This is a genomic window from Thermodesulfovibrio thiophilus DSM 17215 (assembly GCF_000423865.1).
In the GTDB taxonomy this organism is placed as follows: domain Bacteria; phylum Nitrospirota; class Thermodesulfovibrionia; order Thermodesulfovibrionales; family Thermodesulfovibrionaceae; genus Thermodesulfovibrio; species Thermodesulfovibrio thiophilus.
Genome location: NZ_AUIU01000015.1, coordinates 38,229 through 58,161 on the forward strand (window position 1 = coordinate 38,229; position 19,933 = coordinate 58,161).

A 19,933-nucleotide genomic window follows, 5' to 3' on the forward strand; every position below is an offset into this window, starting at 1 on the left:
CCCTCCTAATCAGGTTTTACTGTGCCAATGATAAATATTTTTACTCCCTGAGCTATCTCCTGTGGTGAAAGCACAGGTAATGACGGAGCAATTCTTTCAACTGATCTTTTTATAAATCGTCTTATTGCCTGAGAACATATTAAGACAGGTTGATATCCTTTTATGGTCGCTTCGTCTGCGATATGTTTGACTTTTTCAATTATTTTTTCCATCAATACAGGATCTGAAGCAAAATTTATACCCTGTGGTGTTGTCTGAAGGGATTCAATAAATGTTTTTTCAAGCGAAGGGTCGAAAAGAATTACAGAAATGGAACCGTCAGGATTCTGTACACTTTTTGTTATCTGTCTTGACAATGCCTGTCTGACATACTCAGTTAAAATATCAGGGTCTTTTGTTATATTTGCATATTCTGCAAGAGTTTCCAGAATTGTCTGTAAATCCTTTATTGATACTCGTTCTCTTAAAAGATTCTGAAGAACTTTTTGAACCTGCGAAAGATTTAGAACATTTGGAACCAAGTCATCAACAACTCTTGGATGAGTTTTTGCAAGATTATCAAGCAGTCTCTGGGTTTCCTGTTTCCCGAGCAGTTCGTAACCATAGTTTCTGAGAATTTCTCTTAAATGAGTAACGATAACAGAAGCAGCATCAACAACAGTAAAACCAAGCATCTGAGATTTTGAGACATCTTTCTCTTCAATCCATAAAGCGTCCACGCCAAAAGCTGGATCTTTTGTGGGAATGCCATCAATATCCTGTCCAGGACGTGCTCCTATTGCAAGATATCTTCCCGGAATTATCTCTGAGGTTGATATCTCAATGCCCTTTATCAGAATACTGTATTGGGACGGCTTTAGGATTAGATTGTCTTTTATATGAATTGATGGCACTATATAACCCATCTCCATTGCTATCTGTTTTCTCAGTGAACGAATGCGTTCAACTAAAGAACTGTCACCTTCAACAAGAGGAATAAGATTATATCCGATTTCAAGTGAGATAGGATCAACCCTCAAGAGGCTTTCAAGTTGTGCTTCCATTGAAAGAGGTTTTTCTTCCATAGGAGGTGGCGTAACTGCTTTGTCTTTCTTTTCTTTGCTCACCATTAAATAGGCAACTGCTCCTGAAACAAGTGCAATAGTTATAAATGGAAGATGAGGCAGTCCTGGTATCAATCCCAGAAGCAGGAGAACTCCTCCTGCAGTTGCAAGAGTTTTGGGATTTTTAAAAAGCTGCTGTAAAATATCCTGTCCGAGATTTGCCTCAGTTGCTGCTCTTGAGACAACAATACCTGCGGCTGTTGATGTAATCAAAGCTGGAATCTGTGCTGCAAGGCCATCTCCTATTGTCAGTATTACGTAGGTCTGCACTGCATCACTGATTGCCATGCCTTTCTGAATCACTCCGATGAGAATTCCACCTATAATATTTATAATCATGATAATAATCGCTGCAATTGCGTCACCACGAATAAATTTAGAAGCACCATCCATTGCACCATAAAAGTCAGCCTCTCTGCTTATTTCTTCTCTTCTGCGTCTTGCCTCTTTTTCATCAATAAGCCCTGCATTTAGGTCTGCATCTATACTCATCTGTTTACCTGGCATTGCATCCAGTGTAAAACGAGCAGAAACTTCAGCAATCCTTCCTGCACCTTTTGTGATTACAATAAAATTGATTATTACCAGGATTAAAAAAACAATTAAGCCAACAACAAAGTTTCCGCTGACGACAAACTCTCCAAATGCTTTAATAACCTTTCCTGCTGCTTCAGTTCCAATCTCTCCACGAGTAAGAATCAATCGAGTTGAAGCGATGTTAAGAGAAAGTCTGAGAAGTGTCGCAATCAGCAAAACAGAAGGAAAAACTGAGAAATCGAGCGGTTTTCTAACATAAGATGAAACGAGTATAATCAGAATTGAAAGAGTGATACTCATTGTAAGAGAAAGGTCAAGCATGAAAGGTGGTAAAGGAACAATCATGAATATCAGTATTAGAATTATTCCAACAGCGATTAAGACATCGCTTCTTATGTAACTTAAAATGTTCATACCACCTGTCTTCCCTTGATTTTATAAACAGCTGCTAAAATCGCAGCAACTGCTTTATAGAGTGCAGCTGGAATTTCATGTCCAACTGGAATTTTATATAAAGCTCGTGCAAGCGGTTTGTTTTCATAAATCGGAATTCCTGCCTGACGTGCAATCTCTTTTATTCTCTCAGCAAGAATATTTGCTCCTTTTGCTACAATCTCAGGGGCATGCATGTTTGTAGAGTCATACTTTATGCAAACAGCAAAATGCAGCGGGTTCGTGATAACAACATCTGCTTTGGGCACTTCCTGCATCATTCTTCTGCGTGCCATTTCTCTCTGAAGACTTCTTATTCTTGCTCTCACTAATGGAGAGCCTTCGGTTTCTTTAAATTCTTCTTTAATCTCTTGTTTTGTCATTCTCAAGTTCCTTTCATACTGCCATCTCTGATAAGCAAAATCTATACCTGCAAACATTGTAAGCATGATAAGGCATGCAAGTACAAGCTGATAAATTTTCTGGAAACTGAGACCGGCTATAGTCTTAACATCCATGTCAACAAGAAGCGGCAGAAGATTGACATCTTTTTTTAGAACAAAATATATTACCATGCCCAGAGCAATAAGTTTTAAGGTCCCTTTTATAGCTTCAAAAAGAGCATTCATTGAAAAAAGTCTTTTAAGCCCTTTTAAAGGACTTATTTTAGAAATATCCGGAACAAGTGGTGCACCTGTGAAAAGAAATCCTGTCTGAATAAAATGAACAAGCAGAACACTGAAAATAATAACTCCTGCAATGGGAGTAAACTGGACAAAAAACCATTTGATCTCTTCCTGCATTATCGTCAGTATAGCTCCACCTATAAAATCAGGATTTTTTATCCTTATAAATGAGTTTTTCAGATGCTGCATTATTCCTAAAAGAAATGTTCCTGAAAATACAAAATAAAGAAAAATCATCCATGTTCCAATTATACTAGTTAATTCTCTACTCCTTGGCACCTCACCTTTTTGTCTTGCCTTTTCCTTTCTTCGAGGAGTAGCCTGTTCTGTCCGTTCTTGAAGTTCTTCTGGCATGTCTTACCTCAGCAAACTGAACAATGCGTCTTTAAGATTTATAAATGCTTTTCCAAGAACCATTGTAAACATCGGAATGCTAATCCACATAGTAATGACTCCAGTTGCAAGCAGAAGAGGGAATCCTACAAAAAATACATTTGCCTGGGGCATAATTCTTGATAGAAAACCAAGCCCTATGTTCATTAAAACCTGAACAAGTATCACAGGTGCTGAAAGTTTTAATGCTAAAGGAAATAGTAAATAAGAAAACTCTATCACATTGCCTGTAAATGAATATTTTGCTGGTAATTCAAAACTTTTTATAATCATTTCTACAAGCGTTAGATGTAAATCAAGTGAGAAAAAAAGAGCTATTGTAAACATTTCATAAAAAACACTGATTGGCCCCATGAGTTCTCCAAACTGAGGATTGAACACATTTGCAACGGAAAAACCAATTTGAATACTCATCCACTGGGCAGCTGTTTCAACTGCTGCGATTATAACTCTTGTCATCAGTCCTATAGCCAGACCGAACACTACGGCATTAAAAATAGATATAAAAAGATTTTCCTCCTTGACAGGTAAAAAAGGCATTATTGCAATAGATACAGATAGAGCAAAAAAGGCTCTGAACATCAAGGGAACAGTTCGACTTCCAATATAAGGAAGGAAAAATAAAATTGTTGAAACCCTTATAAAAACAGGGATGAATTTATAAAAGTTTGTTGTAATGAGATCCAGATAGTTCATTTATTTTACATACATTGGAAGATTTTCAAAAATTCCTCTTGTAAATCGCATCATGACATTGACAATCCATGGCAGTGTGAGAAGCAATGTGAGAAACACGGCAATTACTTTCGGAACGAAACTTATTGTCATCTCTTGAAGTTGGGTTATTGCCTGAAATAAACCTATAATTAGTCCCACCAGGAGGCTTACAAGCAAAACAGGGCCACCCACCAGAAGAATTGTCTCAAATGTTTGTTTTGATATATAGTTTAACAACTCTACTGTCATTTAAATCCTCCTGCAAGAGAGCCAATTATTAACTGCCATCCATCCACAAGAACAAACAGTAAAAGTTTAAAAGGCATTGATATCATGGCTGGTGGTACCATAAACATTCCCATTGAAAGCAATATGCTTGCCACTACAATATCGATAATCAAAAATGGAAGAAAAATTAAAAATCCTATTTCAAATGCTCTTTTAAGCTCTCCAAGAGCAAATGCTGGAACAACTATTTTCATCGGTAAATCCATTGGAATTGCTGGTTTTATCTCTGTTTTTGAAAGCTTAAGAAAAAGAGCCAGGTCTCTTTCTCTTGTCTGTTTCAACATGAACTCTTTAAACGGCACTGATGTTCTGTTTATTGCTTCCTGCATTGTAACCTCTTTTTTTGAAAGAGGAATGTATGCTTCATTATAAGCTCTGTCTAATGTTGGAGACATAATAAAAAGTGTGAGAAACAGAGAAAGTCCAACTATTACCTGATTTGGTGGAACTGCAGGAGTTCCCAATGCCTGTCTGAGAAGGGAAAGAACTATAACTATTCTTGTAAAAGATGTCATCATAATAAGTGTTGCAGGAAGGAAAGTAAGCAGTGTTATAAAAACTAAAAGATCCACTGCTGAGGAAAATCCAAAGAGCCCATCTAATCCAGCAGGTTGAGGAGCTGAAAAACAGACTGCAGGTATAAAAACTAAGGAAATAGTAAGCAGGCTGTTTTTAAAAAATTTTTGCCAAGCAGGCTTTTTCTCATAGATTTCATCATCAAAGATTGCTTTAATCTTTGCGGAATCAAGTTTGCTTAAGAGGCTTAGACCATTTTCTGATATTCCAACAAGGAGATATTCATCAAAAGCTTTTAAAACTCCTATGCCCTTTTTATATCCTACTGGCTGGTAATATATAATCTGAATAAAGCCCTTTCCAGGATTTATTTTGTTTTTCATTAAACGTAAAACAATGTACATGGCTGCAATAATAAACACTAAAGATGCGATAACCTTAAAGTATTCCATTCTATCACCTATGAAAGCTGTTTTACTCTTTCCTGCGGGCTTATAATATCAGTAATTCTTATCCCGAATTTTTCATTTACCACAACAACCTCTCCTCTTCCAATAAGCTTGCCGTTAACATAAACCTCCATTGGTTCACCTGCAAGCTTATCAAGAGCAACAACAGAACCTTGCGTTAACTGAAGAAGTTCCTGAACAAGAATTTTTGTTTGTCCAATGATAACTGTTAGTTCAAGAGGAATATCAAGAATGAATTCTATATCTCTTATTTTGGGTTTGTCAGCAGAGGGCGTAAACTCCTGAATATCTGGAGTTTGAACCTCTTTTTGAGTTTTCATAGCTTTTTCCATTTCAACAGCTTTTGCCATATCAAGTTCTTCTTCAGATATTTCTTCTGGATGTTGTTCCTGAGGTTTATTTTCTTCCATTTTTATGCCTCCCCTGATATTTTTACTGCGTAGTTTCCTTTAAAAGTGCCAAACTTTCCCTTAAATTTTTTAACACCTTCAACAAGGACATCGATATCTTCATCTACTCTTTTTTGAAGAGTAATAATGTCTCCTGTTTGAATGTTTAACAGAGTTTGAAAATCTATAGTGACTTTGCCAAGTACTGCTTCTATTCGCACTGGAGCTTCTTTTAACTGTGTTTTAAGGCGTCCTATCCATTTCATATCTATTTCATCTGTATCAGCCAAAAATGCACTGTAAAGCTTCTCTTTGATTGGTTCAACAGAAGAGTAAGGGATGCATACCATAATTCTACATTCTCGTGTTTCAATTTCAAGGGTAAAATTCGTCTCTATAACCACATCCACAGGAGTAACGATTGTAACAAACTGAGGGTTCATCTCACTACGAATATAATGTGGTTTTATTGGAAACACAGGCTTCCATGCCTCTTCCATGCTCTCAAGAAACATCATGACAACTTTGTGAATAATTCTCTGTTCTATTGGAGTAAACTCTCTTCCTTCAGGTTTGTAATAACCTTTACCAGAACCTCCGAAATAAAACTCTATCAGGCTGAAAATCATTGATGCATCAAACACAACCAGACTGAATCCTCTGAGAGGTTCGAGTTTTATAATATTTAAACTTGAAGGGAACGGAACTGAACGTAGAAAATCATAAAACTTTGTTATATTAACATTAACATTTACAACTTCAACTATTTTCCTTATGTCAGAGGCAAGGGCTATGCGAAATGCTCTTGCAAGACGCTCATTAATGATATCCAGAGATGGCATTCTGCCTCGAACAATTTTTTCCTGAGATGTGAAATCATATGATCTTATTCCTGAAGGAGCTTCTGCTGTTTCAGTTTCTACTTCTCCTCCTGAGATGCCTTTTAACAGGGCATCTATTTCTTCCTGTGATAGAATTTCGTTATTGTCTGGCATGGCTACTGCATCACAAAATCTGTAAGATAAACATTTACAACACTATTGTCGCCAAGAATCTGATTAATTCTTTGCTTTATCTCGTCTTTAAGAAGTAATTTCCCTTCTGGAGTAATCAATTCATCTGACGTTTTATTTGTAAGAAGAGTTATTATAATATCTCTTATTTGAGGTGTTTTGTTTTTTGCTGATTCAAGCAATCTTGCATCAGAAAGTTCAATCTGAATAGAAACTTTAAGATACTTTGATCCACTCTGGTCCATTAAGTTGACTACAAACGGCTCAAGTGCAAAATTAACAGTAATAGTATTTTTTGAGTCTTTTGTAATAATGCCTTTTTTGTCTGTACTACCCTTTACAAGTAAAAGATAAGCTCCTGCTGCACCAACTGCAAGCACAACAACAGCAATAATAATTATTAATGAAAATTTTCTCTTTTTCTTAGGTTTTTCCTGTTGAGTTTCAGGTTGTTCTTCTTCTAATTTTGCTGTTTTTTCTTTTGCCATAACCATAGCCTCCTTTTGAGTTTTATCTAAATTTAAAACATTTAGCATAGTTTATGCCATTTTATACAGAAACTTAAAGGTGCCAAAGAATTTATATTTTTTCATACAGAGAATTTCAGTTTTATGCTGAGTTGCATCTGTTTGGGAATTTATTATCCTTGATGATTCTAAGGTTAAATTAAAATATCCTGCCAATATTTTGACGACCTAACGGTCATTTGACAGTTTATCTTTTGAACCATCGTTTGATTTCTTCAAAGCTGATAAATTTTTTAATCGGTCTTCCGTGAGGACAATGCTCTGGATCAGATGTTTTGGCAAGTTCTTTAAGCAAAGTTTTTATTTCAAGGTATCCTATTTCATCATTTGATCTTAATGAACTATGGCATGCAACAGTTGCGGCAATCTTACTTTTTATATCAACAAAATCAGGTTTTACTGTTTCCTCTTTAAATGTTGCAACAATATTTTCAATTATTCCTGCTATATCAGCATCCTTGAGGATTTCAGGGATTGCTCTTATTATTATTGAATTTTTCCCGAAGTCTTCAGCTTCTATTCCCAGTTCATTAAGCAGGGGAAGGTTTTCTATGATTATCTCGTAGTCTAAAGGATTTAACTGTATAACATGAGGGAAAACAAGTTTTATAGTTTGATTTTCCATTCTATTTAAAATTTTTTCAAAGTTTATTCGTTCATGGGCAGCATGATAGTCAAGAAAGACCATACCATCAGCTTGAGATAAAGCTAAAATTGCATTACCGATATTTAAAAATTGAAATACTTCGTCTTTATTAAAAATAGACTCAGTCTCGAAAGTTGAAATTTGTTCCTTTTCCCATTCAGTAATGGTTTCTCCAACAAATAATGGGTTAACATCTGGCTTAATTATTCTGAAAATAAGCTGATGAATTTTATGGGGTGTGCGAAATTTAACTTCTTTTTTTGCAGGATGAACATTAAAATCCACATCTTCTGGAGAAAGATTGATAAAGATAAAGAACTGGGGATGAGTTTCCTTTATCTGTAAAGCTTTGTATATTGTGCTTACAATAGAAGAGTCTCTTACAGGACGTCGATTGACAAATATGCTCTGATTGGTTCTCTGTCTTCTTAAAAGTTCATCACTGCCTAAAAAAAGTTGAATCCTATAGCCATCCTTTTCAATCGTTTCAGTTTTAAGTTTCTCTATAAATTCTATACCAAACAGTTGTGCGATTCTTTCAGTAAGACTATCTGTTGTTGGAGTATGTAATACTTCTTGCTCATCAATAATTAGAGAGAATGATATCTCAGGGTATGCAAGACAGTAATTCTGCACTGTTTCAATTATATTAGATTTTTCTGTATAGGGAGATTTAAGGAAATTACGCCTTACTGGAGTATTGAAAAATAAATCATTAACCTCTATAATTGTTCCTTTTGTAGACACTGGCTTTCTCTCAATAACCCTGCCTCCAACAAGATAAAGCTCTGTTCCTGTGTTTTCCTCTTTATGCTGGGTGACAATTCTTAACTTGCTTACCTGAGCTATTGAGTAAAGAGCTTCACCACGAAAACCAAGTGTATTGATGCTAAAGAGATCCCTTTCATCATTTAATTTGCTTGTTGCATGTCGTTGAAATGCAAGAATAACGTCATTATTTGAAATTCCCTCTCCATCATCAATAACTTTTATTGCAGCGATGCCATACTCTTTTATAAAAACTGATATAGATTTTGCATATGCATCAATTGAGTTTTCAATGAGCTCTTTAACAACTGAGGCTGGTCTCTCTACAACCTCTCCTGCAGCAATTTTTCCAATCAGAGTTTCAGAAAGTATCTTAATTCTGCTCATTATTTAAACTTTTACCACCATGCAGGGTATCCATAATCAAAATACCAAGGTGAGGATCCATACCAAAACCATATTGATGGCCTCCAGTAGTAGTCTCTATACCATCTATTTTTCCATAAATATGTTGCCTGAGCCTCAATTAAAGGAAAAGTGTACGGCATTCCATCAATTTTACCCTCTTTAAATCCTTTAAATCTTCCAACGACTGTTAAGAACCTTCCCTTTGAATAAACTTCACAGTCTAAAAAATTTTTTGAGGCCACGATAAATCTGCCTTCTGATGCATCTGTTTCTTCGGGATAACCTTCTCTATCAAGAGGGAAATGAAGAATTTCAAATGTTGTTTCATTTTGGGCATTGGTGCAGCTAACAATCCTGCCTCCCCATAGTAGTGAGACATCTTTGTATTTTTCAGGATTGTTCCTGACAACTGAAAAAGGCACATCCCTTAATGCAGGAATTTCCTCTAAAGGCTTTGGAAGTGTGGCACATCCGGATATTGAAAATAAGAAAAACAATGCAATTAGTATGTTAAGCTGTACCTTCTGAGGGAAAATTAATAAATGTATTATATTAAAAAATCGCATGCTCAAGAAATTGAACAAGTTTTCAATATTTTGGCACGATATCTAAATATTCGGTTAAACTTCTTTATGAAAATTGTATGTTTTTTAACTTTATGTAACATTAATTTATTATATCAATTATTTGGTAAAATGGACCATTGCCTTATTATTTTAAATTTTCGCATAAGATTTTTTTGTTATAAAAAAATTAATATTAAATTATATATTTTATATGTCATACTATTTTTTAAATAAAGTCCAAAGAAATATGGAGGTAAAGATTATGACGAGGAAAATAATACTATTTTATCTGGTCCCTTTTGTCCTTTTGTTTTCCTGTTCAACTATTATCCAGCATGTCAATTTAGAACAAGATAAAATATATGCTGTTGTTCCTTTTGAGAATTATACTGATACACCTATGGCAGGTTATACTGTGGCATCTATTTTAGAAGCCAGTTTAAGAGCTAAAGGTATAAAAGTAGCAAGGACAGTATGGACATTTAAGGACAGAGAACCCTCAAAGGAAGAACTGGAACAACTCTTTAAGGAAGTTTCGCATAATGCAGATTATATTATTACAGGTACAGTAAATGAGTTTAGATATAAAACAGGCATAGATGGAGAACCTGCTGTAAGCTTGAGCGTGTTTATTTATGATGCCAAAAAAGGTACGATCATTAAAGGATCATCTGCATCTGCTTCTGGTTGGTCCCATGAATCTCTGGGAACTATAACTCAAAAATTAATAAGAGATATTTTTCAGTAAAATGGTTTTATGAATTTCATAAAGAACTTTATTCCTAATGTTATATTACTAGAGATTCTTCTTTTTTCAGTTATTTCCATTGTTATAGAATATTTTTTCAATAAAAGTGATCCTTTGTTTTTTTATACTTATTTTTCTCCTACTTTATTAATTTCTATAGCTTTTTCTCTGTATTATGGTTTTATTGGAGGATTGACTTTTTTTGGTATTCTGGTGATCAGCTCATTATTTTTTTACAAAAGTTTTCCTTTACAGGAAATTTTCTGGAATCTGCTTATAGTGCTTGTAGCCTCTGAATTTCGATACTACTGGCAAAGAAGAATACAGAGTGCTGAGTCAGAAAAACAATATTTGTTGCAGCAAATAGATAATATGAGGAAAAATTTATATCTTCTTAATCTTTCTCATGATGCGCTTGAGTCCAATTACATAATAAAACCTTACAGCTTAAGAGAAATGATCAATGAATTAAAAACTAAATTATTACAATGCAATGAAAAACAGGAACTTTCAGAATTCTTTTTAGATATACTTATGAAAAATTTTCAGGTTTATAGTGCCTCTCTTTATCAAAAGAAAGAAGGAAGATTTTATCGGTTGGCAAGTCTATCAGATGAAGAAGAACTTGATTCAAAAGATCCAATGATTAAGGCTGCAATAGAGACAGAAACAGCCAAATACATATCACCCAGCATTTTTAATAATATCACTAATTATGAGAAAAGCTTAAAATATCTTGCAGTAGTTGTAGTAAGAAGTGAAGAAGACCTTTATCTGCTTACTATAAGGGAGATGCTTTTTGTGAATCTTAATGACGCAATCCTTAATTACATATATATTTTGTTTCAATATATCATTGAGGACCTCTCCATCAGTAAAAAATTGTGCACTTATTACAACAAGAACAATATAGCCTGTGATTTTGATTTTATCCGGGAATTTTATAAGATGTATGAACTGAAAAAGAAAGCCTACATAGATAGTAGTGTGGTAGTTTTCAGTTGTGAGGTGATAACACCCGAATTAAAATATAACGCTAAATATTTTATTAGGTCTCTTGATAAAGTTTGTTTCTGTGAAGAAAAAAACTTTATAATTTTTCTTCTGCCTTTTACTGCTCATGCAGGAGCTATGATTTTTTCTCAGAGAATTACAGCTAAATTAGGCGGATTAAAATTTAAAACTATATTGGATTTAAATGAACCTACAATAGAAAAACTTCTTGAAAAAGGAAGTTTAAAATAAATGAACAAGCGAGTTTATATATCTTTAATATCAGAAATTATAGGTTTAATTATTTTTTTTAGTATGCTTAATGTTGTAACGTTATCTCTTTTTTTAGTTCTACATGGCATAGCTTCTTTTATGTTATTATCAGTCTTAATTCCTTTAAGTCCTAAAACCTTCAATAAAAAAATCTTCTGGCTTTTATTTTGTTCAATATATTTTACCGGACCAATTGGAATAGTTGGATCTTTTATATTTTATTTGATATTACTTAAACAATACAGAGAGTTTATTTCTATTTATGAAAGTGTAAACATAGAAAATGTACCAAATGTAACTTTTAAAAAACGAGAAATAGGGGAAGGGATATTACAAATTACCAATCCTAAGGTGGTTGTATATATGAGTAAATTTACACATCCTGTTTCGGTTAATTTTTTAAAAAATTTTACAAAAAATGACAATGATGAAATACGACTTTTAGCATTTTCAACTCTATTAAACATGGAAAAGAATATAATAGATCAAATAAATTTATTAAACAACCAGTTAGAAAATATAAAAAATAAGGGGAAAAAATGTTATATTTTTTACTCCTTAGGGGAACTGTACTGGGAATTAGTTTATTTAAACATTCCTGAACAGGAGCTCATTCCATTTTACTTAAATGAAGCTTTGCGTTATATAAAACAAGCATTAGAGATAGAAGAAAATCCAAAATTCTATTTTCTTCTTGGCAGAATTTACCTGAAGTTAAATGAAATAGATTCAGCTCAGGATGCCTTTTACAAAGCTCTTAAACTCGGTTTTCCTGAAGAAAGGGTAGTAATTTATCTGCTTGAAGTATATTATATCAAAAAAGATTTTTTAGAAATTTTTAATATCTTAAAAAAATTCAAAAATTTCAAACCTTTAGATTATAAAACTGAGTCAATCTTGAAAGTTTGGCAATGAAAATCATTGATAAACAAAAACCCATTGATGTTCTTTTTATATCAGAAGGAACATATCCGTATGTTCATGGCGGAGTAGCAAGCTGGATTCACGAAATAATAACAGCAATGGGAGATAAAAAATTCGGGGTAATTTTTTTAGGATCAAAGGAAGAAGATTATAACGGCATTCAATATAGGTTTCCTGAAAATTTAGTGTACCTTGAATCATATTTTATGGTTTCTGGAAGAGAATATCCGCCTGCAGCTTATATCTCAGGTTCAGATAAAGTGAAAAAAATAGATGCTTTTTTAAACGATGAAGGAAATATCGTAGAAGAGCTATTGAATATTTATTTTTATCTCTCTGATGTTACATTGGCTGATATTCTCTATGGCAAAAAAACTTTTGATATGATTGAAGACCTGTATATCCGGAAAGAGCTAAATATTCCTTTTATAGATTTTTTCTGGACACTGAGAAATATATTTATCCCTTTATGGATTGCGGTTAAGGCAATACTTTCAGTGCTTGATAGAGAAATATCCTTAATACACAGTCCATCAACAGGCTATGCTGGTTTTTTGGGAGCTTTGTTTAAGAAAACCAGGGATATTCCATATATAGTTACTGAACATGGAATTTATACACTGGAACGGAAAATAGACCTGTTGAATACAAACTGGATACCAAAAGGTTCAAATCCTGTTTTCAGAAGTATTGAAGTTGAAGAGTTAAAAAAATTATGGATAAATTTTTTTATTAATTTGGGAAAAATCTGTTACAAACAGGCAAATAAAGTTATTTGTTTATTTGAAGGCGCTAAATCTATTCAGATGTCACTAGGTTGCTCACCAGAAAAAATAGATGTTGAACTTGCTACAATTTAGTAGACAAAAAGATAAGGCAACTATAAAAATAAGTAGAAAGGAGTAGAAAGGAGAATTACGATGATTAAAAGGAGAGTTTACACAAAAGAATTTAAGATTGAAGCAGTAGAACTTACTTTAGATTCTACAAAGACAGTAAAAGAGATTCCAGAAGATTTAGGAGTTCCTTACCATTTATTATGCAAATGGAGGAGCAAGTACTTACAGGAAGGCACAAATAGTTTTCCAGGTCATGGTAATGTAAAAGAAAGTGAAAAAGAGTTAAAGAGAGTTGAAAAAGAGCTAAAGAATGTAACAGAGGAGAGAGACATATTAAAAAAAGCTTTGGCCATTTTTTCACAAAATCCACGGAGAAATATAATTTCATGAAGTTTTATAAAAATAAATATTCTTTTGAAAAAATGTGTCAGATACTAAAAGTGGATAGAAGCAGCTATTATAAGTGGTTAAAGAGAGGGAAAAGCAAAAGACAACAATATAATGAAGAACTACTGGTTTTAATAAGGCAGGAATATATTAAAAGTGGGTGTTTATATGGTAGTCCGAGGATAACAGCTGTTTTAAAGAAGAATAATGTGGCATGTTCCAGGCCAAGGGTAGCACGTTTAATGAGACAAAATAATATAGTGAGTAAAATAAAAAGAAGATATAAAGCCACCACAGATTCCATGCACAAATATGAAGTCTCTAAAAATTTATTAGAAAAAAGAGTTACAGTATCAAAACCTAATGAGGTCTGGGTTTCAGATATTACTTACATTCCAACCAAAGAGGGATTTATTTATCTAACAACAGTTATGGATTTATATAATCGTGAAATAGTAGGTCATTCTAAATCAAACAGTTTAACAGCTATTGACACAACAATGAAAGCATTAAGAAATGCCTGTATTAAGAGAAGACCTTATAGTGGATTAATATTTCATTCTGACAGAGGGGTTCAGTATGCATGTAATGATTTTAGAAAGTTGTTAAATTCATATGGAATGAAACAGAGCATGAGTGGTAAAGGAAATTGTTATGATAATGCTGTGGCTGAAAGTTTTTTTAAAACATTAAAAACAGAACTTATTTATCAAAAGAAAGGTGGTTATAAATCTAAAGAAGATGCCAGAAGGGAGATTTTTGAATATATAGAATGTTTTTATAACTCTAAGAGATTACATTCTGCTCTTGGATATAATAGCCCAAGAGAATATTTAGAAAAATATTATAGAGGTTATTACAAATGTGCTTAACTTTGTGTGGAAAAAATTGTTGCAATTCCATGTTATTCCCAATGGAGTAAAAATAGAACAATATGCTCTCTTAAGACAACAAAGAGATAGCATACCTCCAGTCGTTGCATTGATTGGACGAGTTACGCCTGTTAAAGATGTTAAAACTTTTATAAAAGCAATGAAAATTCTTATTGAAAAAATGCCAGAGGCAGAGGGCTGGATAGTAGGCCCGGATGTAGAGGATCCGGATTATGCTAAAGAATGTAAAATGCTGGTAAATACACTGAGATTAGAGGATAAAGTAAAGTTTTTAGGCTTCCAAAAGTTAACAGATATTCTACCTTATATCGGTTTGAGTACTCTTACATCTATTAGTGAAGGTATGCCTCTTGTTGTGCTTGAGTCTTTTGCTACTGGTGTGCCCTGTGTTGCAACTGATGCAGGTTCTATAAAGCAACTTGTATATGGTGGATTGAATGATGACGATATACAATTAGGCAAGGCTGGGGAAATTATTTCTGCAGGAGACTCCAGAGCTTTTGCAGATGCTTATTATAAATTTCTCACAGATAAACAATTATATACAAATGCTCAATTTACAGCTATTCAACGAGTTGAGAGATTCTATTCTTTTGCTACATTTATCAATAATTATCAAAAGATTTATGAAACTTTTATAGGAGTGAATTCTTGGCAGGAATATCAATCCAGTTAAATAAAATTCTAAAGAAAAGCGGTCTTACAAATTTATTAGCCGCTACTGCCTACTCTGCGGTTCTGAGTTCAGGCAACTGGATTATTGCAGTTGTCAGTATATTTGTGTCTTCTACTTTATCATACAAGTTCGCAAAAACTCCTGATACAACTATAATTTATCAAATTTATATAACATACACGCTGGCAATAAGTCTTATTGTATCTGGTCCATTACAGTTAATGTTTACGCGTTATATAGCAGATAAATTTTTTAAAAAACGGTTTGATGAGATTCTACCAAATTACTTAGGAGCTGTAGTCTCTGTTATGGGATGTTCTTTTGTTGTATCAGTTATTCTTTCTTTTTACTTTTTTAAATCTCTGCCATGCTATTACCATCTAATTTTTTCTTGTACGATATCGACATTGAGCGGAGTATGGATCACCAATGCACTTTTATCAGGGTTAAAGAGCTATAAATATATTCTTTTTTCATTTGCTTTTAGTTATTTGTTTATAGGAATTTCCTTCTTTTTTACATCTAAACTTGAACTTATCTGGACATTTGTATCTTTTTATGCAGGACAGATTGTGCTTTTATGCCTTTTAATGATAAGAGTTATTCTGGATTATCCTTCAAAAAAATTATTCAGTCTTGAATTCTGGTATAAAAGAAAATCTTATTACAGCCTTCTTCTATCAGGGCTATTTTACAATATTGGCATATGGGCAGATAAATTTATTTTCTGGTTTAATCCAGTTACTGGAAAGCCTGTTTTTGGGAACTTAAGAGCTTCTGTTATGTATGATATTCCTATTATTCTTGCTTACATCTGCCTAATTCCTGGTATAGCAGTTTTTTTCTTAAAACTTGAGGTTGAATTTGCAAGCAGTTATGATAACTATTACAGTGCAGTAAGAAGCTGGGGAAAACTTGAAGATCTTTACAGACTTGCAAATAAAATGATTGATAATGCAAGAACCACACTATATGATACCTTGAGAGTTCAGGGCATTGGAGGAGTATTAATTTTTTTCTTTGAAGAAAAGATTTTTAAATTTTTTAATCTGCCTTCTATTTATATTCCTCTTTTTAATATTTTGTTGGTTGGAGCCATTCTTCAGCTTGCGTTTATGGTAATCTTTGCTATTTTATCTTACTTCGACCGAAGAAGAGACCTTGCAATAATAAGCTTTATATTTGCATTAGGAAATCTGATTTTTACCATGATAACTCAGTTGTTAGGTCCTTATTACTATGGTTATGGTTTTGCCCTGTCGGTTCTGATAGCTGTATTAGTAGGTATGTTATGTTTAAGGAGGTTTCTGAATGAAGTACATTATAGGACTTTTGTTTTTATTTCTTAGCTGTGTCTCTGTAAATGCCATTACAAAACCAGAAAGTATTTTATTTTATTATGCCAACAGACCACTTTCAGATGATATTTTTTATGCTTTTGACTGGATAGTGTTGGATATGGACAACTCTTATTTAGATGTCTTAAAAGATAAATTCTATATGCAAAATAAGGCAAAACTCATAGGATATATAAGCATAGGAGAAATAGAAAAGTACAGGCAGTATTTTAATGATTTAAAGAAGTTTGCTATAGGAGAAAATCCTATGTGGGATAGTTTAGTAGCAGATTTAAGGAATAAAGATTATACAGATTTTCTTATTAATGTGATTGCAAAAAAGATATCAGAGAAAGGTTTTGATGGTTTTTTTCTGGATACTCTTGATTCGTATCAGTTAGTAGCCAAAAAAGAGGAATGGATAGAATTCCAGAAAGCAGAGATTGAGTTAATTAAAAAATTAAAACAGAAGTTCCCTGATAAATTGATAATACTTAACAGAGGTTTTGAAATAATCGATAATATATATCTTGATGTTGATGGTGTTGCAGTTGAAAGTCTATTTTATGGTCTTGATAATAATAGAAGATATATACAGGTTGGGCAAGAGGAACGAGGCTTTTTACTTAAACAACTACAAAAAATAAAAACATATGGACTTCCGGTAATAGTTATTGATTACTTAGACCCAAAAGAAACAACCAAAGCAAGATATGTTGTAGAAAAAATTTCCGAACTTGGGTTTATTCCTTACATTGCTGATAAGCAACTGTCAAAAATTGGTTATTCCAAGTTTCAGATAATTCCAAGAAAAGTAGTCTTGCTGTATAACTCTTCCTCTGCTCCTTTAAGACAAATTGCAGACATTCACCGACTTATACAGATGCCTCTGGAATATCTTGGTTTTATCCCTGAGTTATATGATGTCAATCAGGAACTTCCAGAAGTTTCTCCAAATTCTGGATATGCAGGAGTAGTATCAATGAATCTTGATATTAGAAGTGAAAAAATTGAATCATGGTTACTGCAGGCGAAAGATGCTGGTTTAAAAATTTTTTTTATCAATGACATACCGTTTAGAGAAAATTCATCAGCTCTTGCTGAATTTGGAATTAATCTTATAAAAAATAAGGATAAAAAGGGTTCAAAGTTTAAGATGGTGAAAAAGATGGCTGGAGACGGCTTTGAAGCTCCTTTATTAATTCCTTATACAGATAGTCTTGTCACTGTTTTAAAAGGACAAGCAGTTGTTAAGTTAGAAAATTCTTCAGGACAGTTATATATTCCATTTGCTTTGACTGAGTGGGGAGGATACGCTATTAATGAATCTTTTATAAATTATGCAGAATTATGGGTTTATAATCCTTTTAAAATTTTTGAACAAGTTTTTAAAAGGGAGCAATTTCCAATACCTGATACTACTACAGAAAATGGAAGAAGAATTTTAACTGCTCATATTGATGGAGATGGATTTTATGGAAATGCGGAGTTTAACTCTTTAAAAACAACAGGAGAAGTTATAAGAGATGAAATCTTGAAAGCTTTTCCAATTCCGCATTCGGTTTCAATAATAGAAGCTGAGATTGCTCCATGGGGATTATATCCTGAAAAATCAAAAAAACTGGAAAATGTGGTAAAAAGCATATTTGAACTTCCAAATGTTGAACCAGCATCCCACTCTTTCAGTCATCCTTTTATCTGGCAGTTTAATCTGCCTGTACAGTTTCAACCTACGGAGCTTTATTATGGTCACAATTTATCAATAAAAGGATACCAATTGAACATTGAAAGAGAAATTGCAGGTTCTATAAATTACATAAACAGTCTTTTAAAAGACTCAAAAAAAAGAGCTAACCTGTTTCTCTGGACAGGAGATTGCAACCCTGATGAGGAACAAATACGTCTTACTTACAAATCTAGAGTCTTTAATGTAAATGGTGGAGACACTGTTATAACTCAGCAGGAGCCTTTTCTATCAAGAATAGCTCCTATGGGAGTAAACTATGGTTCATACTTCCAGATTTATACTCCAGTGCAAAATGAAAATATTTTTACCAATCTCTGGAAAGGTCCATTTTGGGGATATATTAATGTCATGCAGACATTTGAACTTACAGAAAAACCAGTAAGGCTGAAGCCTATATCCATTTATTATCACTATTACTCAGGAAGTAAGCAGGCTTCTTTAAATGCTCTTAAAAAAGTTTACAACTATGCCATATCTCAGAGAGTAAATCCTGTATTTTTATCTGAATACGCAGAGAAAGTGCTTGATTTCAGACAGACAGTAATATCAAAAGATTCAGAATCGTTAAGAGTAAAAAATGCAGGTTATTTAAGAACTCTCAGGATCCCGGCAGAATTTGGATTCCCAGATATAAAAGAAAGTAAGGGTGTTGTTGGATTTTTTACAGATTCAGGTAATACTTATTTGCATCTTGATGGTTCAGGTGATTACATAATAAAGTTTTCAAAAGAAAAACCGAAAAATTTCTATTTAATAAGTTCAAATGGTCAGGTAGAAAGCTTTATAAAACAGGAAAACACTTATATTCTTAAACTTAAAGCCTATGTGCCTCTTCAGCTACAGTTTGAAAAAGGAATGTGTGAAGTATTCATGAAAAAAGAGGAAAAATATGCAGAAATCAAAGCAATATGTCCTGATTAACACTTTTCCTTTAAAGGAGATTTTTGCTTTTACAGGTATATTTTTAGGTGTTCTCATTTTTCTATTTCCTGGAGATGATATTGAAAAAAGAGTTCTTCAGGAAGAAAATGCAAATCTTGATTTATCGATAATGTATCTTGAAAATATCACACGAATCCACAAAAGTCCGGCAATATTTGAAGCTCTTGTAGATAGGTATGCAAAGAAAGGTGATTATGTTCGAGCTTCTGAATCAATAAATGAGCTCAGGAGACTTTTCCCATCAGAAAAATCAAGCTATTTACGAGGAGAGTATGCAATATTAAAGAGCATGTACTTTTCAACATCTGATGCACAGAAAAAAGAAGAGCTTATCGCAAAAATGGAAAATATTTTAAACGATGCAGTTCTTACAACCAATGATGAAAAATTTGTTTACTGGGCTTTCAAAGAAAGCATATATATAGATTCTTTTAACACTACACTTGTTTCAGTTAAAAAACTTTTCAGTCTTACAAAACAGCAGAAATGGTTACAATTTGCTGTTGATTATGCAATAGCACATTCAAAATATAAAGTTGCCCAAAGTTTAATAGAGGAGTATGTAACATATTGCAGCGATACAGATTGTGCAAAGTTTATCATCAAATCTGCCCTTGCCACAGGAGATCCAGGATTTGCAGCAGATATCTCAATGAAAATTGCAAAAAAAGGGGAGCTTATTCAATGAGGCTCTTTATTTTTAGCTTTATTCTTT

General features: G+C 33.2%; 20 protein-coding genes and 1 pseudogene. 10 read left to right on the forward strand and 11 right to left on the reverse strand.

The window, feature by feature from the left end:
• Positions 1-5: 5 nt before the first annotated feature.
• The 11 genes and pseudogenes from flhA to G581_RS10890 form a co-directional block, all read right to left on the reverse strand.
• A complete protein-coding gene (gene flhA / locus G581_RS0106930) occupies positions 6-2,054 on the reverse strand; it encodes a flagellar biosynthesis protein FlhA (protein ID WP_028845209.1) in 2,049 nt (682 codons plus the stop codon).
• Positions 2,051-3,112 carry a flagellar biosynthesis protein FlhB gene (gene flhB, locus G581_RS0106935; protein ID WP_028845210.1) on the reverse strand — a complete coding sequence of 354 codons (1,062 nt, stop codon included), beginning with the start codon at positions 3,110-3,112 and terminating at the stop codon, positions 2,051-2,053. Before flhB ends, flhA begins: the two co-directional genes overlap by 4 nt.
• Before the next feature lie 3 nt (positions 3,113-3,115).
• Positions 3,116-3,847 carry a flagellar biosynthetic protein FliR gene (locus G581_RS0106940; protein WP_028845211.1) on the reverse strand — a complete coding sequence of 244 codons (732 nt, stop codon included), beginning with the start codon at positions 3,845-3,847 and terminating at the stop codon, positions 3,116-3,118.
• Entirely contained in the window at positions 3,848-4,117 is a 270-nt protein-coding gene (gene fliQ / locus G581_RS0106945) for a flagellar biosynthesis protein FliQ (RefSeq protein WP_028845212.1), read from the reverse strand.
• Positions 4,114-4,821 (reverse strand): flagellar type III secretion system pore protein FliP, encoded by a 708-nt coding sequence (fliP, locus tag G581_RS12350; protein WP_420835050.1) that lies wholly within the window; start codon positions 4,819-4,821, stop codon positions 4,114-4,116. Before fliP ends, fliQ begins: the two co-directional genes overlap by 4 nt.
• A gap of 60 nt (positions 4,822-4,881) precedes the next feature.
• Positions 4,882-5,124: pseudogene (locus tag G581_RS12445) on the reverse strand (flagellar biosynthetic protein FliO); the annotation flags it as partial.
• 8 nt (positions 5,125-5,132) lie between these two features.
• Positions 5,133-5,552: a flagellar motor switch protein FliN gene (gene fliN / locus G581_RS0106955; RefSeq protein ID WP_028845213.1), complete on the reverse strand. Its 420-nt coding sequence runs from the start codon at positions 5,550-5,552 to the stop codon at positions 5,133-5,135.
• Between the two features lie 2 nt (positions 5,553-5,554).
• On the reverse strand, positions 5,555-6,526 hold the full coding sequence (gene fliM / locus G581_RS0106960) for a flagellar motor switch protein FliM (protein WP_028845214.1): 972 nt from the start codon (positions 6,524-6,526) through the stop codon (positions 5,555-5,557).
• Between the two features lie 2 nt (positions 6,527-6,528).
• Positions 6,529-7,032 carry a flagellar basal body-associated FliL family protein gene (locus tag G581_RS0106965; RefSeq protein ID WP_028845215.1) on the reverse strand — a complete coding sequence of 168 codons (504 nt, stop codon included), beginning with the start codon at positions 7,030-7,032 and terminating at the stop codon, positions 6,529-6,531.
• Positions 7,033-7,258: 226 nt separating this feature from the next.
• Positions 7,259-8,872 carry a DNA mismatch repair endonuclease MutL gene (mutL, locus tag G581_RS0106970; RefSeq protein WP_028845216.1) on the reverse strand — a complete coding sequence of 538 codons (1,614 nt, stop codon included), beginning with the start codon at positions 8,870-8,872 and terminating at the stop codon, positions 7,259-7,261.
• A gap of 11 nt (positions 8,873-8,883) precedes the next feature.
• The gene (locus G581_RS10890; RefSeq protein WP_083962654.1) at positions 8,884-9,459 is read right to left on the reverse strand and encodes a Slp family lipoprotein; all 576 of its coding nucleotides are present in this window, start codon (positions 9,457-9,459) and stop codon (positions 8,884-8,886) included.
• Positions 9,460-9,721: 262 nt separating this feature from the next.
• Between G581_RS10890 and G581_RS0106985 the strand changes: the two genes are divergently transcribed.
• From G581_RS0106985 to G581_RS0107030, 10 genes are read left to right on the forward strand one after another with little or no spacing between them, the layout of a single operon-like run.
• On the forward strand, positions 9,722-10,207 hold the full coding sequence (locus G581_RS0106985) for a hypothetical protein (protein ID WP_038065419.1): 486 nt from the start codon (positions 9,722-9,724) through the stop codon (positions 10,205-10,207).
• A 9-nt stretch (positions 10,208-10,216) separates the two neighbouring features.
• Positions 10,217-11,452 (forward strand): hypothetical protein, encoded by a 1,236-nt coding sequence (locus G581_RS0106990; protein ID WP_028845219.1) that lies wholly within the window; start codon positions 10,217-10,219, stop codon positions 11,450-11,452.
• Positions 11,453-12,388 carry a tetratricopeptide repeat protein gene (locus tag G581_RS0106995; protein WP_028845220.1) on the forward strand — a complete coding sequence of 312 codons (936 nt, stop codon included), beginning with the start codon at positions 11,453-11,455 and terminating at the stop codon, positions 12,386-12,388.
• The gene (gene pelF / locus G581_RS0107000; protein WP_028845221.1) at positions 12,385-13,257 is read left to right on the forward strand and encodes a GT4 family glycosyltransferase PelF; all 873 of its coding nucleotides are present in this window, start codon (positions 12,385-12,387) and stop codon (positions 13,255-13,257) included. The genes G581_RS0106995 and pelF (G581_RS0107000) overlap by 4 nt, the downstream gene beginning before the upstream one ends.
• 60 nt (positions 13,258-13,317) lie before the next feature.
• Complete coding sequence (locus G581_RS12480; protein WP_038065423.1) at positions 13,318-13,626, forward strand: transposase; 309 nt, start codon at positions 13,318-13,320, stop codon at positions 13,624-13,626.
• Positions 13,569-14,495: an IS3 family transposase gene (locus G581_RS0107010; protein WP_156875226.1), complete on the forward strand. Its 927-nt coding sequence runs from the start codon at positions 13,569-13,571 to the stop codon at positions 14,493-14,495. Before G581_RS12480 ends, G581_RS0107010 begins: the two co-directional genes overlap by 58 nt.
• A complete protein-coding gene (gene pelF, locus G581_RS10895) occupies positions 14,488-15,192 on the forward strand; it encodes a GT4 family glycosyltransferase PelF (RefSeq protein WP_051178988.1) in 705 nt (234 codons plus the stop codon). Before G581_RS0107010 ends, pelF (G581_RS10895) begins: the two co-directional genes overlap by 8 nt.
• Positions 15,168-16,541: an exopolysaccharide Pel transporter PelG gene (gene pelG, locus G581_RS0107020; RefSeq protein ID WP_028845224.1), complete on the forward strand. Its 1,374-nt coding sequence runs from the start codon at positions 15,168-15,170 to the stop codon at positions 16,539-16,541. Before pelF (G581_RS10895) ends, pelG begins: the two co-directional genes overlap by 25 nt.
• Entirely contained in the window at positions 16,504-19,197 is a 2,694-nt protein-coding gene (locus G581_RS10900; protein ID WP_051178991.1) for an endo alpha-1,4 polygalactosaminidase, read from the forward strand. Before pelG ends, G581_RS10900 begins: the two co-directional genes overlap by 38 nt.
• Positions 19,166-19,906 carry a hypothetical protein gene (locus tag G581_RS0107030; RefSeq protein WP_028845225.1) on the forward strand — a complete coding sequence of 247 codons (741 nt, stop codon included), beginning with the start codon at positions 19,166-19,168 and terminating at the stop codon, positions 19,904-19,906. The genes G581_RS10900 and G581_RS0107030 overlap by 32 nt, the downstream gene beginning before the upstream one ends.
• The last annotated feature ends 27 nt before the right edge of the window (positions 19,907-19,933 follow it).

What these genes read in the sequence shown, in the direction of transcription:
- flhA (WP_028845209.1), bottom strand. Translation starts at nt 2,054, where the DNA reads ATGAACATTTTAAGTTACATAAGAAGCGATGTCTTAATCGCTGTTGGA.
- flhB (WP_028845210.1), bottom strand. Translation starts at nt 3,112, where the DNA reads ATGCCAGAAGAACTTCAAGAACGGACAGAACAGGCTACTCCTCGAAGA.
- G581_RS0106940 (WP_028845211.1), bottom strand. Translation starts at nt 3,847, where the DNA reads ATGAACTATCTGGATCTCATTACAACAAACTTTTATAAATTCATCCCT.
- fliQ (WP_028845212.1), bottom strand. Translation starts at nt 4,117, where the DNA reads ATGACAGTAGAGTTGTTAAACTATATATCAAAACAAACATTTGAGACA.
- fliN (WP_028845213.1), bottom strand. Translation starts at nt 5,552, where the DNA reads ATGGAAGAAAATAAACCTCAGGAACAACATCCAGAAGAAATATCTGAA.
- fliM (WP_028845214.1), bottom strand. Translation starts at nt 6,526, where the DNA reads ATGCCAGACAATAACGAAATTCTATCACAGGAAGAAATAGATGCCCTG.
- G581_RS0106965 (WP_028845215.1), bottom strand. Translation starts at nt 7,032, where the DNA reads ATGGCAAAAGAAAAAACAGCAAAATTAGAAGAAGAACAACCTGAAACT.
- mutL (WP_028845216.1), bottom strand. Translation starts at nt 8,872, where the DNA reads ATGAGCAGAATTAAGATACTTTCTGAAACTCTGATTGGAAAAATTGCT.
- G581_RS10890 (WP_083962654.1), bottom strand. Translation starts at nt 9,459, where the DNA reads ATGCGATTTTTTAATATAATACATTTATTAATTTTCCCTCAGAAGGTA.
- G581_RS0106985 (WP_038065419.1), top strand. Translation starts at nt 9,722, where the DNA reads ATGACGAGGAAAATAATACTATTTTATCTGGTCCCTTTTGTCCTTTTG.
- G581_RS0106990 (WP_028845219.1), top strand. Translation starts at nt 10,217, where the DNA reads ATGAATTTCATAAAGAACTTTATTCCTAATGTTATATTACTAGAGATT.
- G581_RS0106995 (WP_028845220.1), top strand. Translation starts at nt 11,453, where the DNA reads ATGAACAAGCGAGTTTATATATCTTTAATATCAGAAATTATAGGTTTA.
- pelF (WP_028845221.1), top strand. Translation starts at nt 12,385, where the DNA reads ATGAAAATCATTGATAAACAAAAACCCATTGATGTTCTTTTTATATCA.
- G581_RS12480 (WP_038065423.1), top strand. Translation starts at nt 13,318, where the DNA reads ATGATTAAAAGGAGAGTTTACACAAAAGAATTTAAGATTGAAGCAGTA.
- G581_RS10900 (WP_051178991.1), top strand. Translation starts at nt 16,504, where the DNA reads ATGAAGTACATTATAGGACTTTTGTTTTTATTTCTTAGCTGTGTCTCT.
- G581_RS0107030 (WP_028845225.1), top strand. Translation starts at nt 19,166, where the DNA reads ATGCAGAAATCAAAGCAATATGTCCTGATTAACACTTTTCCTTTAAAG.